Annotated in this window: 21 protein-coding genes; all 21 read right to left on the reverse strand. The window is 43.5% G+C overall.

Annotated elements, in window-relative coordinates; all coding sequences use genetic code 11:
• Nucleotides 1-17: 17 nt before the first annotated feature.
• Entirely contained in the window at nucleotides 18-893 is an 876-nt protein-coding gene (gene ylqF, locus AC3WLU_RS10505; RefSeq protein ID WP_063576892.1) for a ribosome biogenesis GTPase YlqF, read from the reverse strand.
• 17 nt (nucleotides 894-910) lie between these two features.
• The gene (lepB, locus tag AC3WLU_RS10510) at nucleotides 911-1,471 is read right to left on the reverse strand and encodes a signal peptidase I (RefSeq protein WP_034313700.1); all 561 of its coding nucleotides are present in this window, start codon (nucleotides 1,469-1,471) and stop codon (nucleotides 911-913) included.
• A gap of 218 nt (nucleotides 1,472-1,689) precedes the next feature.
• A complete protein-coding gene (gene rplS, locus AC3WLU_RS10515; protein WP_034313702.1) occupies nucleotides 1,690-2,037 on the reverse strand; it encodes a 50S ribosomal protein L19 in 348 nt (115 codons plus the stop codon).
• A 130-nt stretch (nucleotides 2,038-2,167) separates the two neighbouring features.
• Entirely contained in the window at nucleotides 2,168-2,902 is a 735-nt protein-coding gene (gene trmD, locus AC3WLU_RS10520; RefSeq protein WP_098865182.1) for a tRNA (guanosine(37)-N1)-methyltransferase TrmD, read from the reverse strand.
• Entirely contained in the window at nucleotides 2,902-3,420 is a 519-nt protein-coding gene (gene rimM, locus AC3WLU_RS10525; RefSeq protein ID WP_034313708.1) for a ribosome maturation factor RimM, read from the reverse strand. The genes trmD and rimM overlap by 1 nt, the downstream gene beginning before the upstream one ends.
• 10 nt (nucleotides 3,421-3,430) lie before the next feature.
• On the reverse strand, nucleotides 3,431-3,817 hold the full coding sequence (locus AC3WLU_RS10530) for a YlqD family protein (RefSeq protein ID WP_034313711.1): 387 nt from the start codon (nucleotides 3,815-3,817) through the stop codon (nucleotides 3,431-3,433).
• 221 nt (nucleotides 3,818-4,038) lie between these two features.
• Nucleotides 4,039-4,269, reverse strand: a complete 231-nt coding sequence (locus tag AC3WLU_RS10535; protein ID WP_048684915.1) for a KH domain-containing protein — start codon at nucleotides 4,267-4,269, stop codon at nucleotides 4,039-4,041.
• Nucleotides 4,270-4,282: 13 nt separating this feature from the next.
• Complete coding sequence (rpsP, locus tag AC3WLU_RS10540; RefSeq protein WP_034313715.1) at nucleotides 4,283-4,555, reverse strand: 30S ribosomal protein S16; 273 nt, start codon at nucleotides 4,553-4,555, stop codon at nucleotides 4,283-4,285.
• 152 nt (nucleotides 4,556-4,707) lie between these two features.
• Complete coding sequence (gene ffh / locus AC3WLU_RS10545) at nucleotides 4,708-6,048, reverse strand: signal recognition particle protein (protein WP_034313716.1); 1,341 nt, start codon at nucleotides 6,046-6,048, stop codon at nucleotides 4,708-4,710.
• An 11-nt stretch (nucleotides 6,049-6,059) separates the two neighbouring features.
• Nucleotides 6,060-6,392, reverse strand: a complete 333-nt coding sequence (locus AC3WLU_RS10550) for a putative DNA-binding protein (RefSeq protein ID WP_034313718.1) — start codon at nucleotides 6,390-6,392, stop codon at nucleotides 6,060-6,062.
• A gap of 217 nt (nucleotides 6,393-6,609) precedes the next feature.
• Nucleotides 6,610-7,626, reverse strand: coding sequence for a signal recognition particle-docking protein FtsY (gene ftsY / locus AC3WLU_RS10555; protein WP_133348281.1), 1,017 nt, complete (start codon nucleotides 7,624-7,626; stop codon nucleotides 6,610-6,612).
• A gap of 27 nt (nucleotides 7,627-7,653) precedes the next feature.
• Entirely contained in the window at nucleotides 7,654-11,217 is a 3,564-nt protein-coding gene (gene smc, locus AC3WLU_RS10560) for a chromosome segregation protein SMC (protein ID WP_413008760.1), read from the reverse strand.
• Nucleotides 11,218-11,237: 20 nt separating this feature from the next.
• Complete coding sequence (rnc, locus tag AC3WLU_RS10565) at nucleotides 11,238-11,981, reverse strand: ribonuclease III (protein ID WP_034313726.1); 744 nt, start codon at nucleotides 11,979-11,981, stop codon at nucleotides 11,238-11,240.
• A gap of 260 nt (nucleotides 11,982-12,241) precedes the next feature.
• Complete coding sequence (locus AC3WLU_RS10570; protein WP_034313729.1) at nucleotides 12,242-12,475, reverse strand: acyl carrier protein; 234 nt, start codon at nucleotides 12,473-12,475, stop codon at nucleotides 12,242-12,244.
• Nucleotides 12,476-12,532: 57 nt separating this feature from the next.
• Nucleotides 12,533-13,276 carry a 3-oxoacyl-[acyl-carrier-protein] reductase gene (fabG, locus tag AC3WLU_RS10575; RefSeq protein ID WP_034313733.1) on the reverse strand — a complete coding sequence of 248 codons (744 nt, stop codon included), beginning with the start codon at nucleotides 13,274-13,276 and terminating at the stop codon, nucleotides 12,533-12,535.
• Nucleotides 13,273-14,220, reverse strand: a complete 948-nt coding sequence (gene fabD, locus AC3WLU_RS10580; RefSeq protein WP_328135787.1) for an ACP S-malonyltransferase — start codon at nucleotides 14,218-14,220, stop codon at nucleotides 13,273-13,275. The genes fabG and fabD overlap by 4 nt, the downstream gene beginning before the upstream one ends.
• Before the next feature lie 27 nt (nucleotides 14,221-14,247).
• Nucleotides 14,248-15,234, reverse strand: coding sequence for a phosphate acyltransferase PlsX (plsX, locus tag AC3WLU_RS10585; RefSeq protein ID WP_034313740.1), 987 nt, complete (start codon nucleotides 15,232-15,234; stop codon nucleotides 14,248-14,250).
• Nucleotides 15,235-15,257: 23 nt separating this feature from the next.
• A complete protein-coding gene (gene fapR, locus AC3WLU_RS10590) occupies nucleotides 15,258-15,815 on the reverse strand; it encodes a transcription factor FapR (RefSeq protein ID WP_034313744.1) in 558 nt (185 codons plus the stop codon).
• A 118-nt stretch (nucleotides 15,816-15,933) separates the two neighbouring features.
• Entirely contained in the window at nucleotides 15,934-17,985 is a 2,052-nt protein-coding gene (gene recG, locus AC3WLU_RS10595; protein WP_054396921.1) for an ATP-dependent DNA helicase RecG, read from the reverse strand.
• Nucleotides 17,982-18,866 (reverse strand): L-serine ammonia-lyase, iron-sulfur-dependent, subunit alpha, encoded by an 885-nt coding sequence (sdaAA, locus tag AC3WLU_RS10600; protein WP_492597245.1) that lies wholly within the window; start codon nucleotides 18,864-18,866, stop codon nucleotides 17,982-17,984. Before sdaAA ends, recG begins: the two co-directional genes overlap by 4 nt.
• Nucleotides 18,867-18,903: 37 nt before the next feature.
• Entirely contained in the window at nucleotides 18,904-19,566 is a 663-nt protein-coding gene (gene sdaAB, locus AC3WLU_RS10605) for an L-serine ammonia-lyase, iron-sulfur-dependent subunit beta (protein ID WP_413000520.1), read from the reverse strand.
• Nucleotides 19,567-19,731 lie beyond the last annotated feature (165 nt).

The following is a 19,731-nucleotide window of genomic DNA, read 5'->3' on the forward strand; positions in this document are numbered from 1 at the left end:
TCAAGTCAATGTTAATCTTATTCGGGGAGGATATCATCCTTTTCATAATCCGAAGGAACCTCGAACGTAAGCGGGCCCATCTTTTCTGAACGGATTTCACGTACGACCAACTCTGCGGTTTTGTCATAATCGATGAAGCCCCCAGATGCTAAACAGCCCCTGAACTTTCCGACAGCATCAAACAATTCGAGCGTTTCCTGTGGAATTACATCCAGGTTATAACGGGATTTCAGTCTTTCCGGGTATTCTTTTTCCAAAAAGCGAAGGCCGTATAATGAGACTTCGTGCAAGTTTAAAATCGTATCCTTGATCGCACCTGTCAACGCAAGCTTCAAACCTACTTCTTGATCCTCGAATTTCGGCCAGAGAATCCCCGGCGTGTCGAGCAATTCCAATTCCTTACCCACTTTTATCCATTGCTGCGCTTTAGTGACTCCAGGTGTATTTCCTGTTTTGGCAATGTTCTTTTTGGCAAGTCTATTGATTAAAGTCGATTTCCCCACGTTCGGAATGCCGACTATCATGGCACGGATCGCTCTCGGCTTTATTCCTCTTGATTCCATCCGCTCATACTTTTCTTTTAAAAGATTTTTGGATGCAGCTGTAATCTGGTTTAAACCGTTTCCTGCCTGTGAGTTAATGGCAATCGCCGTTTTCCCCTGCGATTTGTAATGTTCCAGCCACATATTCGTTTTTGCCGGATCGGCCATATCAGCTTTATTCAAAAGGATGACCCTCGGTTTATGCTGAATGATTTCGTCGATCATCGGATTTCGTGAAGATGCCGGAATCCGGGCATCCACAAGTTCAAAGATAATGTCGATCAGTTTTAATTTCTCTGTTACTTCCCGTCTTGCTTTGGCCATATGGCCAGGGAACCACTGTATTGTCAATGGAATCCACCTTCCTACTATTCCGCCAATCGAAAGTCCTCGATCGGCCAATAAACTAATTTAGTTTTTCCTAACACTTTATCGTAAGGAACGACACCTACACCAATATGGCGGCTATCCTTGCTGAAACGGCGATTATCCCCCAGGACAAATAGGTGATCTTCAGGCACCGTTCCTTGTTCTATGACATCACTTAATGTAAAAGGTTCCGTCAAAGCCCCGCCATCAATCAATTGTTCTTTATATTCATCCAAGTATGGCTCATCATAAGCTTTTCCATTCACGTAAAGAGTATCATTTCTATATTCAACTTTTTCCCCTGGCAATCCGATGACCCGCTTTATGTAATCTTTGCCTTCTGGAGCTTCGAAAACGATAATGTCGAATCTTTTGGGTTCGCCAATCGAATAGGAGATTTTATTAACGATCATGCGGTCCGTATCCTTTAATGTCGGCATCATGGAATTGCCGTCCACAACAATAGGAGCCAGGAGGAAATAACGAATCAGCGTCGCCGCTATAACCGCGATTATGACCGCCTTTGTCCATTCCCACAATTCATTTTTCTTTTTCGCCATCCTTATCCACCCTTTTTGAAGCATATCAACAATTATTTTAACATGTTGCAGACGCTATAGCGAGCAGGATTCTATATAGCTTTCACCCTATGTGCATTCATCGTTTCTTAAAGTGCAAAAAGGGAGCCTGATAAACAAGCTCCCTTTTTTTGCATGATACTGTTTGGTTATTCACCTTATGTGGATCATGGTAAACCCGCATGAAGATATCCGAAGAATTAACGACGAATTTCTTTAATACGTGCTTTTTTACCACGAAGTTCGCGTAGGTAATAAAGTTTCGCACGACGTACTTTACCGTGACGGATAACTTCTAGTTTCGCAATTTTTGGTGTGTGAACAGGGAAAGCACGTTCAACTCCAACGCCGTAAGAGATCTTACGTACTGTGAAAGTTTCACTAACTCCGCCGCCACGACGTTTGATTACAACGCCTTCAAACAACTGGATACGTTCGCGAGTTCCTTCAATAACCTTTACGTGTACACGTACTGTGTCACCAGGTCTGAATGATGGAAGATCTGAGCGAAGTTGTTCTTTTGTGATTTCGTTAATAAGATTTTGCATCGATTTCAACTCCTCCTGGACGCTCTTGCAAATACTTATTGTTTGCAGCGGAACATCGTTATAAGACTGAGCATTTTGCCCAAGTCACAAGGTATATCCTATCATACTCTAAACGTCGATGCAATAGACATCAGTCTTCTTTTTTAATCTCGGACAATAATTTTTTTTCAACTTCCGATAGTTCATAACTATCGAGTAAATCCGGACGTCGAATCCAAGTTCTGCGCAGAGATTCCTTCATCCGCCATTCATCGATTTTTTTATGATTCCCGGATATTAGCGGATCGGGAACTTTCATCCCCCGGAAATCTGCAGGTCTAGTATAATGGGGATGCTCTAACAAACCAGAAGAATAGGAATCAAGGATCGGGGAGTCAACATTCCCCAAAACGCCCGGCAGCAAGCGAACAACGCTGTCAATAATGACCATTGCACCCAATTCCCCGCCTGTAAGCACAAAGTCACCTATAGATATTTCATCCGTTACGACATGCTCCCGGATGCGCTCATCATACCCTTCATAATGCCCGCAAATGAAAATGAGATGTTCTTCTTCAGCAAGCTCTTCGGCTTTTTTCTGCGTATAACGCTCTCCCTGGGGACAAAGGAGGACTACCCTTGGGGTTAGCTCAGCTTGCCCTTTAAGAGCTTCCACAGCATCAAAGATCGGCTGTGCCTTTAATACCATTCCGGCACCGCCTCCATAAGGATAATCGTCTACCGTCGAATGCTTATTATCTGCATAATCTCGAAAATTGGTCACCTTATAGCTAACAGCCTGCTTTTCCGCAGCCTTTTTTAAGATTGACGAACCAAATACCCCTTCGAACATTTCTGGAAAAAGCGAAAGCACATCGATTTTCATCAGTCTAAAAGTCCTTCCATCGGCGTAATGATGACCTTTTTAGCGGAAATATCCACTTCTTTAACAATTTGTTCAATATACGGGATCAGGATGTCCTTACTGCCAGCTTTCTTAATGACCCAAACATCATTGGCACCAGGCGTAAGAACCTCAACGATTTCCCCAACTTCCATTCCTTCATCCGTAAATACCGAACAGCCGATGATTTCATGGAAGTAGAACTCACCTTCGTCCAATTTACCAAGCTGTGCTTCCTTCACTTTCAGGACCCCGTTTTTAAATGCCTCGACCTGTCCGACGTTATAATAGTTCTCGAACGTCAATAGGTTAAAGTTTTTATGGGTGCGATGCGACCTGATGATGAGGGGCAAGGGTTTTTTCTCCGTGTCCCTAAACAGATACAGAGTATTTCCCACTTTGTATCGTTTTTCTGGAAAGTCTGTTGAAGAAATTACACGGACTTCTCCTAAAAGACCATGTGTGTTGACAATTTTACCTACATTAAACCATTTTTCCATTCTTTCACCTCTAACGAATTTCCGAGACGATCCCATCTTTTATGACAATGGTCTTCGTTGCCATGATTTCGTCCCAATCTGCCCCAATTTCCACATCAATGATACTTTGAACTTCCCGTTCCTTCAATTCACTACCTGCGGGAAGGATCTCCAACTGCTCCATTTGAAATTCAAGCAGTTTAATTTTTTCTTGCCTCTGGTTTATTTCTTTTTCAAAATGAGCACGGAGACTAGCAGGTTGGAGAGTTCTTGTTTTTTCAAGTTTTTTCAGTTCAAAGCGAAGCTGTTCACTCTCTTTTTGAAGCTGAAGGCGTTTTGACTTGTATTTCTCGAGGAGCTGATTCTTGCTGGATTCCGTTAATACTTGGTTAACGATTACATTTTGGAGAATTTTCATTCCAGCACCTCCTATTATCTATGATTTCTTATTTCCTTCAAAAAATATGTATGATGGGGTAATCTTTTTGAAATGGGGGTCATTCTCTTAAGTATAACGTAAATCGATAAAAGATGCGTCTTAAAAAGGCGTAAAGTTTAAAGTCCGGGTCTATTCAATTAGGATCCAAGTCGAAATTTCACTATCTTGAAGTACAAAAAAAGGAGGGGTATTAACCCTCCTTATTCGGAAATCTCCAAATAGATTTTCTTCTGCTGTGAAGATCCTGCTGCATATACCACAGTCCGAATCGCCTTAGCAACACGCCCTTGTTTACCGATAACCTTGCCCATATCCTCTTTATGAACGGAGAGGATATAAACAATCCGGTCGGATTCTTCCTTGGAGGTCACAATGACCTCTTCCGGATAATCCACAAGTGCTGAAACAATCGTTTCAATAAGTGCTTTCATCAACTACCGTCGATTACTTGCTGTTTTTTGCAACATGGAATTTTTCCATGATGCCTTGTGTAGAGAATAAGTTACGAACTGTATCAGATGGTTTAGCTCCATCTTGTAACCATTTAAGAGCAAGCTCTTCGTTGATTTCAACTTTAGCTGGTTGAGTAACCGGGTTATAAGTTCCTACCACTTCAATGTAACGTCCGTCACGTGGTGAACGAGAATCTGCAACTACAATACGATAGAAAGGAGATTTTTTAGCTCCCATACGTTTTAAGCGAATTTTTACTGCCATTTTAAATAAGCACCTCCGAATAGTTTCACACAAGATAGTATAATATCAAATGTCTTGCATGTTTGTAAAGGTTTTTTTCTTAACAGGTAAAAAAAGTGTTGAAATACATGGCTTCGACCCGTATTCGCCTCAGTTTTAACCTGAAATAAACCTTACATGAACGGGAATTTGAATCCCTTTTTCTTTCCTTTTTGCATGTTCGTAACCTGTTTCATCATCTTTTTCATTTCTTCGAATTGCTTCAGTAGACGGTTCACTTCTTGAATCGATCTGCCGCTTCCTTTTGCAATCCGTTTCTTGCGGGATGCATTCATGGTTTCCGGATGTTCCTTTTCATGCGTTGTCATTGAACGGATGATAGCTTCAACATGACCGATCTGTTTCTCATCGATCTGAAGGTTGTCCATCCCTTTCATTTTATTCGCACCGGGAATCATTTTCAGAATATCATCAAGCGGTCCCATATTCCGCACCTGACCAAGCTGATCAAGGAAATCATCAAAGGTAAAAGTGGCGGTACGCATCTTTTTCTCTAATTCTTTCGCTTTTTCTTCATCTACATTGGCCTGTGCTTTTTCGATAAGGGTCAATACATCACCCATGCCGAGGATCCTTGACGCCATCCGTTCTGGATGGAACGCTTCAAGCGCATCCAATTTTTCACCCATACCGACGAATTTGATCGGCGTGTCGGTGACTGAACGAATTGAAAGTGCCGCACCACCACGTGTATCCCCATCAAGTTTCGTTAAAACGACTCCTGTCAGGCCTAGCTGTTCATTGAAGCTTTGGGCTACATTGACCGCATCCTGACCTGTCATCGCATCGACAACCAGGAAGATTTCATCAGGTTTTGTCAACTCTTTGATATCCTTCAGTTCGCCCATCAAGTTTTCATCAACATGAAGACGGCCTGCGGTATCAATCAACACATAGTCATGATGTTCTTCCTTAGCTTTTTCAATTGCCTGTTTGGCAATTTCGACAGGGCTGACCTGGTCCCCAAGGGAGAAAACAGGCATGCTTAATTGTTTGCCAAGTGTTTCGAGCTGCTTAATCGCCGCCGGACGGTAAATATCAGCCGCAACGAGCAATGGCTTGCGGTTGTATTTTTTTCTAAGAAGATTGGCAAGCTTTCCGGTGGTCGTCGTTTTACCAGCACCCTGAAGACCTACCATCATAATGACAGTCGGTGGTTTCGAGGCAACGGCAATCTTGCTCTGTTCGCCGCCCATCAGCTCAGTCAATTCTTCCTTAACTACTTTAATTACCTGTTGACCGGGGGTTAAGCTTTTCAGCACTTCCTGACCTACCGAACGTTCACTGACACGTTTTACAAAATCCTTCACGACTTTAAAGTTAACATCCGCTTCAAGCAGGGCCAATCGAACTTCACGCATCATTTCTTTAACGTCCGCTTCGTTGACCTTCCCTTTTCCACGGATCTTTTGCATCGTGCTCTGCAGTCGGTCGGCCAATCCTTCAAATGCCATATTGCCGCCTCCTAATCCAACTTCTCAAGCGTTGTGATTGCGTCTAGCAGCTTCTCTTTTGAAAAGGATTCCTTTTCTATGAGTCCCTTCATATTCGCAATCCACTGGTTACGCTCTTGAAATTTTTGAAATAACAATAGCTTTGCTTCATATTCCTCAAGCATCGCTTCTGTTCTTTTTATATTATCATAGACTGCCTGCCTACTGACTTCGTATTCATCGGCAATCTCGCCAAGAGAGTAATCATCCAGATAGTAGAGGGACATGTAGCTCTGCTGCTTCTCTGTTAACAACGATTGGTAAAAGTCATACAAATAATTAATCCGCGTTGTCTTTTCAAGCATCTTAGCAAGCCTCCCTGCTGTTAAGTGAAAACCCTTTACAAGTTTATATTGTAAAGCCTTGTTTATTTGATGTCAAGTTAAACTCCTTACCACGTGTTTGCAAAGCATTATTTTTTTCATTTTCCGCTTCTTTTTTGGACCTTTCTTCAATAGGTCCTCCAATTATCATGGTAAAAAAACCAGAAGAGAATGAACTCTTCCGGCTTACAATTTTCCCTTAAACCTCTTCTTTATCGATGATATCAGCAAAAAGGCCATAAACATATTTCTCGGCATCGAATTCCTGTAAATCATCCATTTTTTCACCTAGCCCGACAAATTTAACAGGAATGGCCAATTCATTGCGAATCGCCAAGACAATTCCACCTTTTGCGGTGCCATCAAGCTTTGTTAAAACAATACCGGAAACATTCGTCGCTTCCTTGAATGTCTTGGCCTGGATAAGGGCATTTTGTCCAGTTGTAGCATCAAGGGCAAGCAGCACCTCGTGTGGTGCACCTGGTACTTCACGTTCAATTACACGTTTCACCTTTTCCAATTCCTTCATTAAATTCACTTTATTCTGCAAGCGACCGGCAGTGTCACAGATAAGGATATCCGCTTTTCGTGCCTTAGCGGCCTGAATGGCATCGAACATGACAGCTGCTGGGTCAGAGCCTTCACCCTGTTTGATTACACTGACACCGACACGCTCACCCCAAACCTCAAGCTGTTCAATCGCACCGGCACGGAAGGTATCCCCTGCAGCCAATACGACAGATTTTCCCTCTGTTTTGAATTTGTGGGCAAGTTTACCAATGGTCGTCGTTTTACCTACCCCATTAACCCCTACAAACAAAATGACCGTCAAACCTTCTTCTTGTATATTCAGGCTAGAAGTCGCTTCACCATCACCTTGGTAGATTTCAACAAGCTTTTCGGAAATAACGGACTGCACTTCCCTCGTATCAGAGATATTGCGAAGCTTGACTTCCATTTTTAATTGATCAATCAGTTCCATCACAGTATCAAAGCCTACATCAGCCTGTATCAGGATTTCTTCAAGTTCTTCAAAGAAGTCTTCATCCACTTTCCGATAACGGGCAACAAGTTCATTAACCCTTCCAGTAAAGGAATTCCGCGTCTTTGTCAAACCTTGTTTGAATTTTTCCCCAATGGATACTTCTGCTTCAACTGATTTTTCTTTTTCTTCCTGAGTCGTAAATTTCTCTTTTAACTTTTTGAAAAAACTCATTGTCCCACTTCCTCTAATTCATGAATTTTAAACTTCCATAAAGTTTTCTGATTCTTCCATCCGGACGGAAACAAGTTTGGAGACACCTGACTCCTGCATCGTAATGCCATATAGGACATCTGCCTCTTCCATCGTGCCTTTGCGGTGAGTAATCACGATGAACTGCGTTTCCCTGCTGAACTTTCTTAAAAATTGGCTGAACCGGACGACATTCGCCTCATCTAGCGCTGCCTCGACTTCGTCAAGGATACAGAAAGGAACAGGACGCACTTTTAGAATGGAGAATAAAAGGGCTATGGCTGTCAATGCTCGTTCTCCGCCGGATAAGAGGCTCAAGTTTTGCAGTTTTTTTCCGGGAGGCTGTGCAATGATATCCACCCCTGTATTTAGCAAATCATCAGGATTCGTCAGTTTCAGCTCCGCCCTGCCTCCGCCAAATAAAGCTTTGAAGACTTGTTCGAATTCTTTACGGATCGAATAGAAAGTATCCGCAAAGCGGCGTTTCATTTCATCATCCATTTCATCGATGACTTGGAATAATGTATCTTTCGCCTGTTGAAGGTCTTCCTTTTGACTAAGAAGGAATTCATAGCGTTCAGCTACACGTGCGTATTCATCAATTGCACCTAAATTCACCGTCCCCAGTTCCTCGATAGCAAGCTTGATGAGCTTCACCCTTTTTTGAGCTTCGTCGGCAGGCATCATCAATGGATACTGTTCTTTAGCACCTTCAAAGGAAAGGGTATATTCTTCTCGCAAGTGGTCGAGACGATTTTCCAGTTCGACATCCAGACGAGTTAATTTCACTTCTTCATCCTTCATCACTTCGACAATGCCTCTATAAAGTCGATTTTCTTCTTTCAAGGACAGTTCGAGCGTTTCAACTTCCATTAGAAGCTCGTTTTTTTCCTGTTTTTTTATGGTGATTCCTTCAATTGCTCCATTTTTATCGAGCAATTTCTGCTGAGCCATATCTTCCAGGGACTCTTCCCCGCTTGAACTGTCTGTCATTTCATTGGTCAGGAGCCCTAAATCATCTTTGTTTTCAGCAAGCCTGCTTGATTCCTTAGAAAGGTCCGATTCAATGCGTTCCATCTTCTCTTTTTGGTTTTGCAGCTGGCCACGCTTGGAAGCCAGCATTACCCTCAGTTCATTCGTTTCTTCAGCAAGGCTCTCTTTTGAAGATTGTTGTGATTGCTTTTGTTCGGTCATTTCGGAAATCAACCGGTCCAGACCATCAATTTCCGATTTACATGATTCCAAAAGTTCTTCCAGCTCTTCAAGTCTTGCCGTTTTTTGCTGTTGTTCTTCTAAATATGAATTTTTATCCAAATCATAAAGATGCAGCCGTTCATTCACATTTCTTTCCTGAAGCTCCACTTCACGGAGTTCCCCTTTAAGGGTTTGTTCTTGTAGCCGAAGTCTCTCTCCCGTTTTTCTGGTTTGTTCAAGCGTTTGCTCTTGAACACCCACATCCACTTTGAGCTGTTTGACTTGCTTTTCAAGCTGATTCGTTTTGACTTCCATGGCAGCAAGTTTTTGTTGGAGCTCCTCCAATTCCGTTTTCCTTGAAAGCAGGGAGGTCGTTTTTTGCTTTAAGGCTCCACCAGTCATTGAACCACCTGGATTGACGATATCCCCTTCAAGTGTTACGAAGCGGAAACGGTGCTGCATCATTTTCGCCAGGTCATTTGCCCCTTTTAAATCTGTGGTGATAATCACTGTTCCTAATAGGTTTTCAGCAATCGCTGCATGCTTATCATCATATTGGATCAATGAGGAACCAGTCCCTACAAAAGCTGAATGGCTCTTCAGCATCGATAATTGGTTAGCTGATATTTCTCTTGCCTTTATGACTGATAAAGGCAAGAAAGTCGCACGCCCATACCTATTTTTCTTCAAGAAGGAAATAGCTTCCCGTGCATGCTCTTCACGTTCCACGACAACATGCTGCATCGCTCCGCCCAAAGCCGTTTCAATGGCCGTTTCATATTCCTTTGGAACCTTTATCAATTCCGCAACTGCCCCTTCAATGCCTCGAAGGGTTTCTTTCGCTTTCAAAACCTCTTTTACACCCTGAAAGAAGCCAGCATAATCATCTTCCATTTCTTCAAGCAGTTCCTTACGCGATTTAGCCTGTTGAAGGAATTGATAGGCCTTATAAAGGGTGGTTTCTTGTTTTTGATACGTATCTTTTGCCGCATTCAATTTATTCTGCTGATTTCGGAAATAAGTGACATGCTCTTCAAGCTGCTTGGTCATATTGTCCATCAGCTGTGAATATTCCATTTTTTTAGCAGTGATTTCCATTCTTTCAGTTAAGAACTTTTCATTTTCCATATCAAGTTTTGCATTTTTATGTTCCTGCTGCGCAAGCTGCTGAAGCAGGTATTGTTTTTCATTTTTGGCCGAGGCCTGCTTATTGAGCCACTCGATATAGTCACTCTTTTTCGCTTCGATCACCGCTTCGATATCACTATTGAATAGGCCGAGGCTTTTTTGTTTTTCATGTAAGGTTTCAGAAATCCCTTTCACTTCCAAATTCAGTGCATGCAGGATTTCCGTTTCCCTTTCCTTTTGCAAAGACAAACGCTCGACAGCGGCCTCACCTTCCACAATCGCTTTTTCCAGCTGTGACTTGTTTTGGGCGGCATTTTTTTTCCGTTCTTTCAAAACTTCTTTACGGCCTTCAAGCTTTTCAAGTTCTTCGCTGGCATTCAGGAGAATCTCCTGAAGGCCATTGATCGATGTCTCAAGCGTCGCAAGACTATCCCTTAACTTTTTGAGATGCGCTTCCCTGTCCTGAAGCTGTCCTGCCATTTGCTGTTCCATTTCATTATGTTTTTCAAGCTCCTGTGATAGTTTTTCCCATTTTTTATGAAGCTCTTCAATTTCATAAACGGTTAAAGCCACTTCTATTTGCTCTAGCTCGTCTTTCTTCGCCAAAAATTCCTTGGCGAGGGAAGACTGAATTTTTAACGGCTCAACCTGCCCCTCCAATTCATGGAGGATGTCATGGACACGGTTTAAGTTATCCTGTGTTTCCGTCAGCTTCGATTCCGCTTTTCGCTTTCTCGTTTTATACTTCAGGACACCTGCTGCTTCTTCAAAAATCACTCGTCTTTCTTCAGCCTTACTGCTAAGGATTTCTTCCACTTTCCCTTGGCTGATGATGGAAAACGCTTCTCTCCCAAGACCGGAATCCATGAAAAGGTCTATGATGTCTTTCAGACGGCAACCTTGATTATTAATGAAAAATTCACTTTCTCCCGATCGATATACACGTCTTGTCACACTGACTTCATGAAAGTCGATCGGCAGGGAATTGGTCTCGTTATCAAGGGTCAATGATACTTCCGCAAAATTCAACGCTTTCCTCGTGTCACTTCCCGAAAAGATGATATCTTCCATTTTTGCTCCACGCAGTGATTTCGCAGACTGCTCTCCAAGGACCCACCGGACTGCATCGGTCACATTACTTTTACCGCTTCCGTTTGGTCCAACCACTGCCGTGACACCAGGTACAAAATCTATCGAAATTTTCTCTGCGAAAGATTTAAATCCTACAACGTCCAAACGTTTGAGGAACATGACCTTTCCCCCTCTACTGTTCAACTATCTTGTTGATTTTTTTCTTTTAAAACAATCAATGCATGCTCGGCTGCATGCTGCTCCGCTTCTTTTTTGGACTTTCCTATTCCAGAGCCAAGTTCTTCCCCATTCAGGGAGACCGTCGAAACAAACTCCCGATTATGAGCCGGTCCTTTTTCCTGCAAGATCTTGTATTGCAGGACACCGATGGCATCGCGCTGGATCAGCTCCTGAAGCTGGCTCTTATAATCCATCACATGAGAAAAAGCACCCTCGTCTATCTTCGGAAACACGACATTCGTCAAAAACTGCACAACTGGCTCTAATCCTTGATCAAGGTACAAAGCACCAATATAGGCTTCGAATACATCCGCAAGCATGGCAGGTCGTTCCCTTCCACCTGTCATTTCTTCCCCTTTTCCGAGTAATACATATTCCCCGTAAGAAAGGCTATTGGCAAAAGCAACTAGTGAAGGCTCACACACAATGGCTGCCCTTAGTTTGGTAAGTTCACCTTCGCTCATCATCGGATATTTTTGATATAAGTATTTAGAGATGGTCAGTTCAAGTACAGCGTCCCCCAAGAATTCAAGCCTTTCATTATCTTCATAAGGCTTACGGCGATGCTCATTCACATAAGATGAATGTGTAAAAGCTTGTTTCAATAAATTTTCATCTTTAAAATGAAAACCCAGATTTTCTTGCAACTGTTTGAATTTATTTTCCTTGATTGATGGTTTACGATTATTTCCGTTCCTACGCATCACACAAAACCCTCCACGGTTCAAAAAGCATATTTTTCCAATATATAAAAAGAAACCTGGCAGGAATTCCTGTCAAGCTTCCTATGTACCATCATACATGATTATCCGCTTAAAGAAAACTAAAGGCAAAAGACCACTGCATGCAGGCGGAGCATACCCGTGAACATACTCATTCCGTTACCTGCCGCTGAACCAAACTTCTTTAAGCAATAAGAGAAAGCCCCGTTAAAAAACGGAGCTTTTAGTCAAATGACAATTCATTACATAGTGCTTTGTATGTAATTCACAGCATCACCTACTGTGGCGATTTTTTCAGCGTCATCGTCCGAAATTTCCATATCAAACTCGTCTTCGAATTCCATGACTAGTTCAACTACATCAAGGGAATCGGCACCAAGATCTTCTTTGAAAGAAGCTTCAAGTTTTACCTCTGATTCTTCTACGTTCAAACGATCTACAACGATTTTAGTTACTCTTTCTAATACATCTGCCAATGTGTTCACCTCCCCTCAAGACATTATAAATTAATTTCGAAAAAAATCAAAGAAAACTTACATGACCATGCCGCCATCTACATGAAGAGTTTGCCCAGTCATATATTTGCTTGCATCGGAAGCAAGGAAAGACGCCACTGCAGCAATATCTTTAGGGTCACCGAAACGTGCAAGCGGAATTTGGTCCAGCATGGCTTTTTGAACGTCCTCAGGCAATTCCCCAGTCATATCCGTTGAGATGAAACCTGGGGCAATCGCATTGACCGTAATGCCCCTTGAAGCAAGTTCCTTTGCCGTCGTTTTAGTCAAACCGATGACACCTGCTTTAGCCGCTACATAATTAGCCTGCCCTGCATTTCCGCTGACGCCGACAATCGATGCCATATTGATGATCCTGCCGCTGCGCTGCTTCATCATTTGCCTTGTAACAGCTTTGGTGCATAGGAACACGCCTTTAAGATTCGTATTGATCACAGAATCCCATTCATCTTCTTTCATGCGCATCAATAGGTTATCACGTGTGATGCCGGCATTATTAACCAGGATATCCACTCTTTCAAATTGTTCGACGACCTCTTTGATCATGCTTGTCACCGATTCACTATTTGCAACATCGCATTGGATGGCGAATGCTTTTCGGCCCAATGCCTTGATTTCATCAACCACTTCATTCGCTTTAGCTTCACTGCCGGAATAGTTAATGGCAACGTCTGCTCCCTGTCGGGCAAGTTCCAATGCAACTTCCCTGCCAATACCTCGTGATGCTCCCGTTACAAGCGCTTTTTTACCTTCGAGGATCATGCTTGTACCCCCTTCAATGTTTCAATTGTTTTAGTTAGAGTGTCTATATCGGATACCGAATGAATTTGAACGGAACGATCAATTTTCTTTATCAATCCGCCCAACACTTTCCCTGGGCCAACCTCGATGAACGTATCCACGCCCAATTCAAGTAGATTTTTCACACTGTCCTCCCAAAGGACCGGTGAATACAGCTGTTCGATTAATTTTTCTTTTATTTCGGCAGGTGCTGTAATGGGCTTAGCCGTTACGTTTGAAATGACAGGAATTTCTGCCTGTTTGAAGCTTACTTCATCAAGGACACCCTGTAACTTTTCTGCTGCCGGTTTCATTAATTCAGAATGGAACGGTCCACTCACTTCAAGAGGAAGAGCCCGTTTAGCCCCATTTTCCTTGGCTTTTGCACTTGCAAGTTTAACCCCTTCGGAGGTGCCTGAAATGACGATTTGCCCTGGACAATTAATATTGGCCAATTGAACGGATTCACCTGTGGCCGTAATTTCAGAAGTGACTTCAGATAGAGCTTCACGGTCCATTCCCAAAATCGCAGCCATTGAGCCTTGACCATTCGGTACCGCAGCTTCCATGAATTCACCGCGTTTACGCACTGTATATACGGCATCTTCGAAAGAAATTGCACCAGATGCCACTAATGCCGTATATTCACCTAAACTGTGCCCGGCAGTATAATCGGGTTTGATTCCCGCTTCTTCCAACTCCTTGACAAAAGCATAACTCGTAGTCAATAAGGCTGGCTGTGCATTATAAGTCACCGTTAATTCTTGTTGTGTGCCATTAAAGATCAATTCCGTAAGCGGAAAATCAAGTTTTTCATCTGCTGATCGAAAAATTTGCTGAGCACGCTCTTTTTCCTTAAATAAGCCATGCCCCATTCCTATTGATTGTGATCCTTGTCCTGGAAAGACAAAAGCAATTTTACCCATCTGTTACTCCCCTGCCTCTATGATTTATTATTGTTTTTCTATTGTCTCCGCAATTGTCGATATGACGTCATTTCCAACCATATCGCGAGTCTGGCGTATAGCATTATAGACCGCATTCGCATCTGAAGAACCATGCGCCTTAATGACAGGGGCCTTCAAACCGAAGAGGCCAGCACCGCCATACTCCGAGTAATCCATTTTATTTTTTATGACTTTTAGTTCTGGCTTTACCATTGCTGCAGCCAACTTACTTTTGAGGTTGCTCATCAAGGCAGCTTTCACCATTTTGAATACGCCCATAGCAGTACCTTCAAGAGTCTTTAACACCATATTCCCCGTGAAGCCGTCCGTCACGACAACGTCCGCCGGCCCGTTTAGGAGGTCCCTTGCCTCTACGTTACCTATAAAGGATATCTCCGATGATTGCTGCAGTAATGTAAAGGCATGCTTAGTCAGTTCATTCCCTTTTTTTTCTTCTGTTCCGATATTAAGTAATCCGACACGGGGCTTTTCGATTCCCCGCACTTTTTGGGCATAAACAGACCCCATTATGGCGAATTGAAGGAGATGCTCCGGTTTCGCATCGGAGTTCGCGCCTACATCCAGTAATACAAAACCCTTGCCATCGATCGTCGGAAGGGTGGGAGCCAATGCCGGACGTTCAATGCCTTCTATCCTTCCGACCACAAACAAACCTGCAGCCATCAGCGCCCCCGTATTGCCTGAAGAAATGCATGCGTCCGCTTCTCCGTCAGCCACTTGCTGTGCAGCCAATACCATCGAAGCGCTTTTCTTGCGGCGAACCGCACGAACAGGTTCATCGGTACTTAATATTTTTTCATCAGTATGTATAACCCTTATTCGGCCATGCTTCGCTAAGTATTGGTTAATCTCGGATTCATTGCCTATCAAGGTAATTTCCACATCGGAAAAAGCCTCGACAGCTTTCATCGCTCCCAAAACCTGTGCCTTGGGAGCATTATCGCCACCCATTGCATCTATCGTTATCTTCATTTTTTTCATCCTTTACTAGCAAGTTAAGAGCGATACATTTCGAACTCGCCTTTAAAAACCAGTTCATTACCTACGTAGCTTCTAACCTCCACCACGGAACGATCGTTGGTGTGGTCCACGTTTTTAACCCTCGCTTTAGCTACCACTCTTTCATTTTCCTTTACAGAACGAGTGAATAAAATGGATGCTTTCGCAGTTAATGCCAATTCATCATTTATGACTGCCACAGCCAATGAATTTGCTTGGGCAAAAAGGTGATGTCCCCTTGCGATTCCATTCCGCTTAAAGACATGCTCTTTATTTATATCCAAAATCGAAATTGCATTATCATCTAAATTAAGATCAATTACTTCCCCGATGATTTCATCCAAAGGCAATGCCCTGATTTCGTCACTGAATTTTTTCTCGGCCACGCTTTTAATCCGTTCACGCAGTTCCGGTATCGATAATTCAAGACGGTCAAGCCTAATGGTCTGGACGCTCACCGAATATTTTTCAGCCAGCTCCTCATCCGTTACAAAAGGATTCTGTTTAATCGTTTCGATTAATAATTGCTGGCGTTCCTTCTTATTTCTTCGCATTTGAAGGTCACCATCCGTAGTATTATGACTAGGTACTAATAGTAGTATATATATTTTAAAAACAGATTGCAAGATATTGCGTAAAATCTCACAATCTGCTATTGGTTTTTTATTCAGTTCAGTCCAGCTTTTCTCCTGTAAATACTCCCGTTCCCTCTAAATAGTCCCGCAAAGGTGCATACTCCGGGGAATGCCAAAAGCTTTGGGAGGCAATCAATTTTGCTGCATCCATCCTTGCCACTTCAAGGGTCCTGTAATCATGGACCATGTCGGCTACCTTGAATTCGGGAAGGCCGCTTTGTTTTTTACCGAAGAAGTCCCCAGGTCCACGGAGTTCCAAATCTTTTTCGGAAAGGGCAAAACCATCGTTTGTCTCAGTCATGATTTTCATCCGCTCTTTGCCGACTTCCGTTTTCGGATCAGCCAGCAGGATGCAAAAGGACTGATCGCTCCCCCGCCCAACCCTTCCGCGCAGCTGGTGCAACTGTGAAAGTCCAAAGCGCTCCGCATCATAAATGACCATTACCGTTGCATTTGGAACATTCACCCCAACCTCGACGACAGTCGTGGAAACAAGGATTTGCGCTTCATTGGCACTGAACTGCTGCATCACTTCTTCCTTTTCATCCGCAGGCAGCCGTCCATGCATAAGACCCACTTTGTACCTGTTCGCAAAGTATTGTGTCAGCATTGCATGAACATCAAGAACATTCTGTAAAGAATCGAGTTTCTCCGACTCCTCAATCAATGGACAGATGACGTAAGCCTGTCTCCCTTTCTTTAGTTCCTTTTCGACAAAGGATAAGATCCGATCAAGCATTTGGTGTTTCGCCCAATAGGTCTCTATCGCTTTACGCCCGGCAGGCATTTCATCGATCGTCGAGACGTCCATTTCCCCAAACACTGTAATTGCAAGAGTTCGCGGAATTGGTGTAGCCGTCATGAAAAGCACATCTGGATTGGTACCTTTTTCACGAAGGATGCGGCGCTGCTCCACTCCGAAACGATGTTGTTCATCCGTTATGACAAGACCTAAGTTTCGGAAATTCACTTCATCTTGAATCAATGCATGAGTTCCTATCAAAAGATCCAGCTCCCCGGATTCCAGCATTTGCAAAAGTTCCTTGCGCTTTTTGCCTTTTACCGAACTTGTCAACAATGCGACCTTTACTCCACTAGGTTCCAACATGGCTTTCAGCGATTGTGTATGCTGCTCAGCCAAGATTTCCGTCGGGACCATAAGTGCACCTTGGAAACCTGCTGTAATCGTCGCCTTCAGGCATATGGCGGCAACCACCGTTTTCCCAGACCCGACATCCCCTTGAAGCAGACGGTTCATCCTGTAGGGAGACTTCATGTCATTCATTATTTCCTCGACGACCCTATTCTGAGCGTTCGTCAAAGGAAAAGGGAGGGTTTCAACAAAGGCTTCCAGCCGCTCCATGTCAAACTCCTGGCCTATTCCTTTTGACTGCTCCCGCTGTACTTTACGAAGTGCCTGCATTTTAAGTTGAAACAATAAAAATTCTTCATACACAAAACGGCGTCGGGCCTTCTTCACCTCATTGGCCGATTGAGGGAAATGCATGGTACGAAGAGCATCATTACGCGGCATCAGTTTGTATGCCGCCAATAATTGCGGGGGCAGATTTTCTTCTATCATTGTCCCATATTCAGAAAATGCATTGGAGATGAAGCGGCGGAGCCCTTTGACGGTAATGCTGCCCTTCACTGAGTACACCGGTTCGAACTCTTTCTCCCGGCTCCGATCACCAACATGGCATTCCGAGCCTGTAATAGTTTGACGATGACGATCCCACTTTCCCGTCACCGTTACAGTTTCGCCTATCGCAAGCTTCGGCTTCAGATAAGGCTGGTTAAAAAAAATGACATTTATTAAATATCTCCCAGTCAAAACTTTAATCGTGAGCCTGGATTTTTTCTTTCCGAAGTACCCTAACGTGGGTACCGTATGAACTTTGCCTTCTACAGTAACCCGTTCATCATGCTCGACCGTTTCTAAATCCCTCAACCGGTAATCTTCATAGCGATATGGGAGGTGCTCAAGGAGATCCGCGACGGTATGGATCTCCATTTCCCCCAAAGCTGCTGCCGTTTCGGCCCCAATGCCTTTTACTGCGGTAATGGGTTCGCGTAAAGTCGAGTTCACTTCTTATTTAGCGGTAAGCCAAAGATTTTCGCTTCCAACTCCCGCCCAGTCGGTGTAGCCGCTAAACCTCCTTGTGCAGTTTCCCTAAGAGCAGATGGCATCGTTTGCCCGATTTTATACATCGCATCAATTACTTCATCACACGGTATGCGGCTTGTGATACCCGCTAAAGCCATATCTGCTGCAACCATGGCATTGGCTGCACCCATGGCATTACGCTTCACACAAGGCACCTCCACAAGCCCAGCAACAGGATCACACACAAGACCAAGCATGTTCTTTAATGTGATTGCCATCGCTTCCGCACTTTGTGCCGGTGTCCCTCCTGCCATTTCAACGATGGCTGCCGATGCCATACCCGAAGCAGAACCGACCTCCGCCTGACAGCCCCCTGCGGCTCCAGAAATCGAAGCATTATTCGCTACTACAAAACCAAACGCCCCTGCTGTAAATAGGAACTCAATTTTCTGTTCCCGATTCGGTTTTAATTTATTTTGCAAAGCGAAAAGCGCACCAGGCACTACACCAGCAGATCCGGCAGTCGGTGTCGCACAAATCGTCCCCATGGCTGCGTTCACTTCGTTTGTTGCCACGGCTTTGCTTACCGCATCCAACAGCAGTTCACCGGATAAGGAGTTTCCGGATTTAATGTAATTCTGAAGAAGGACTGCATCCCCTCCCGTCAGGCCGGAAACGGACCGTACACCTTGAAGTCCTTTTTCAACTGCCTGTTCCATTACATCCAGGTTGACTCCCATCTGGCGGATGATTTCTTCACGGCTTTTTCCCGTTACTTCCATTTCCTGCTCGATCATCAGTGTTGAAATTTTTTTCTGCTTTGATTCAGCTAATTCTACTAATTCCGCTACATTTCGAAACATGATTTCTTCTCCTTCCTAAGTGGAAACGATTGCTCTATCAATCCACAATCCTTGCTACTTGAGTGATATTGGGGAGTGCTGTAATTTCAGCTATGACGTGATCCTCCAGGTTTTGGTCCACTTCAATCGTCATCAAGGCCATCTGCCCTTTCTCTTTTCGGGAGACTTCCATTTGGCCAATATTGATTTGATGCTTGGCTAATATGTTTGAAACATTGGCAATGGCACCAAATCGATCATCATGAACGACGAGTATGGCAGGGTTGTGCCCGGACAGCCTCAATTTAAATCCGTTCAATTCGATGATTTCGATCTTTCCCCCGCCTATCGATATTCCGACAAGTTCCAGTTCACCATCATCATCACCAACTGTTATTTTTGCTGTATTGGGATGTTCCGGTACTGCCTCTTCTTCTCGAAATGTAATTTTCATTTTCTTTTTGCGTGCTATTTCCAGCGATTCTTTGATTCTCTCATCAAATGTATCAAAATCAAGCAAGCCTCCTACAATGGCTACATCGGTTCCATGGCCTTTATAGGTTTTGGCAAACGAACCGTAAAAAGAAATATGGGCCCATTTTGGTTCCCGGTCGAATAAATTCCTGGCAACCCTACCGATCCTTGCAGCTCCTGCTGTATGGGAGCTGGAGGGGCCGATCATAACAGGACCAATTATATCGAATACACTTCTAAATTTCATGATTAGCTCCTCCTTCTATTCACTTGGAGTCAGTTTAATAATAAAGCCTGATATATTGTAATTACAATTATGCTGTCCGTAATCCTTCTTTTCATAAAAATAAAGGCTCTTTTCGTAAAGATTGTTGTTTTTAAAACGAAACTATTTAAGATTGATTGGAGCGGA

Source organism: Peribacillus sp. FW305-BF15, from assembly GCF_058783805.1.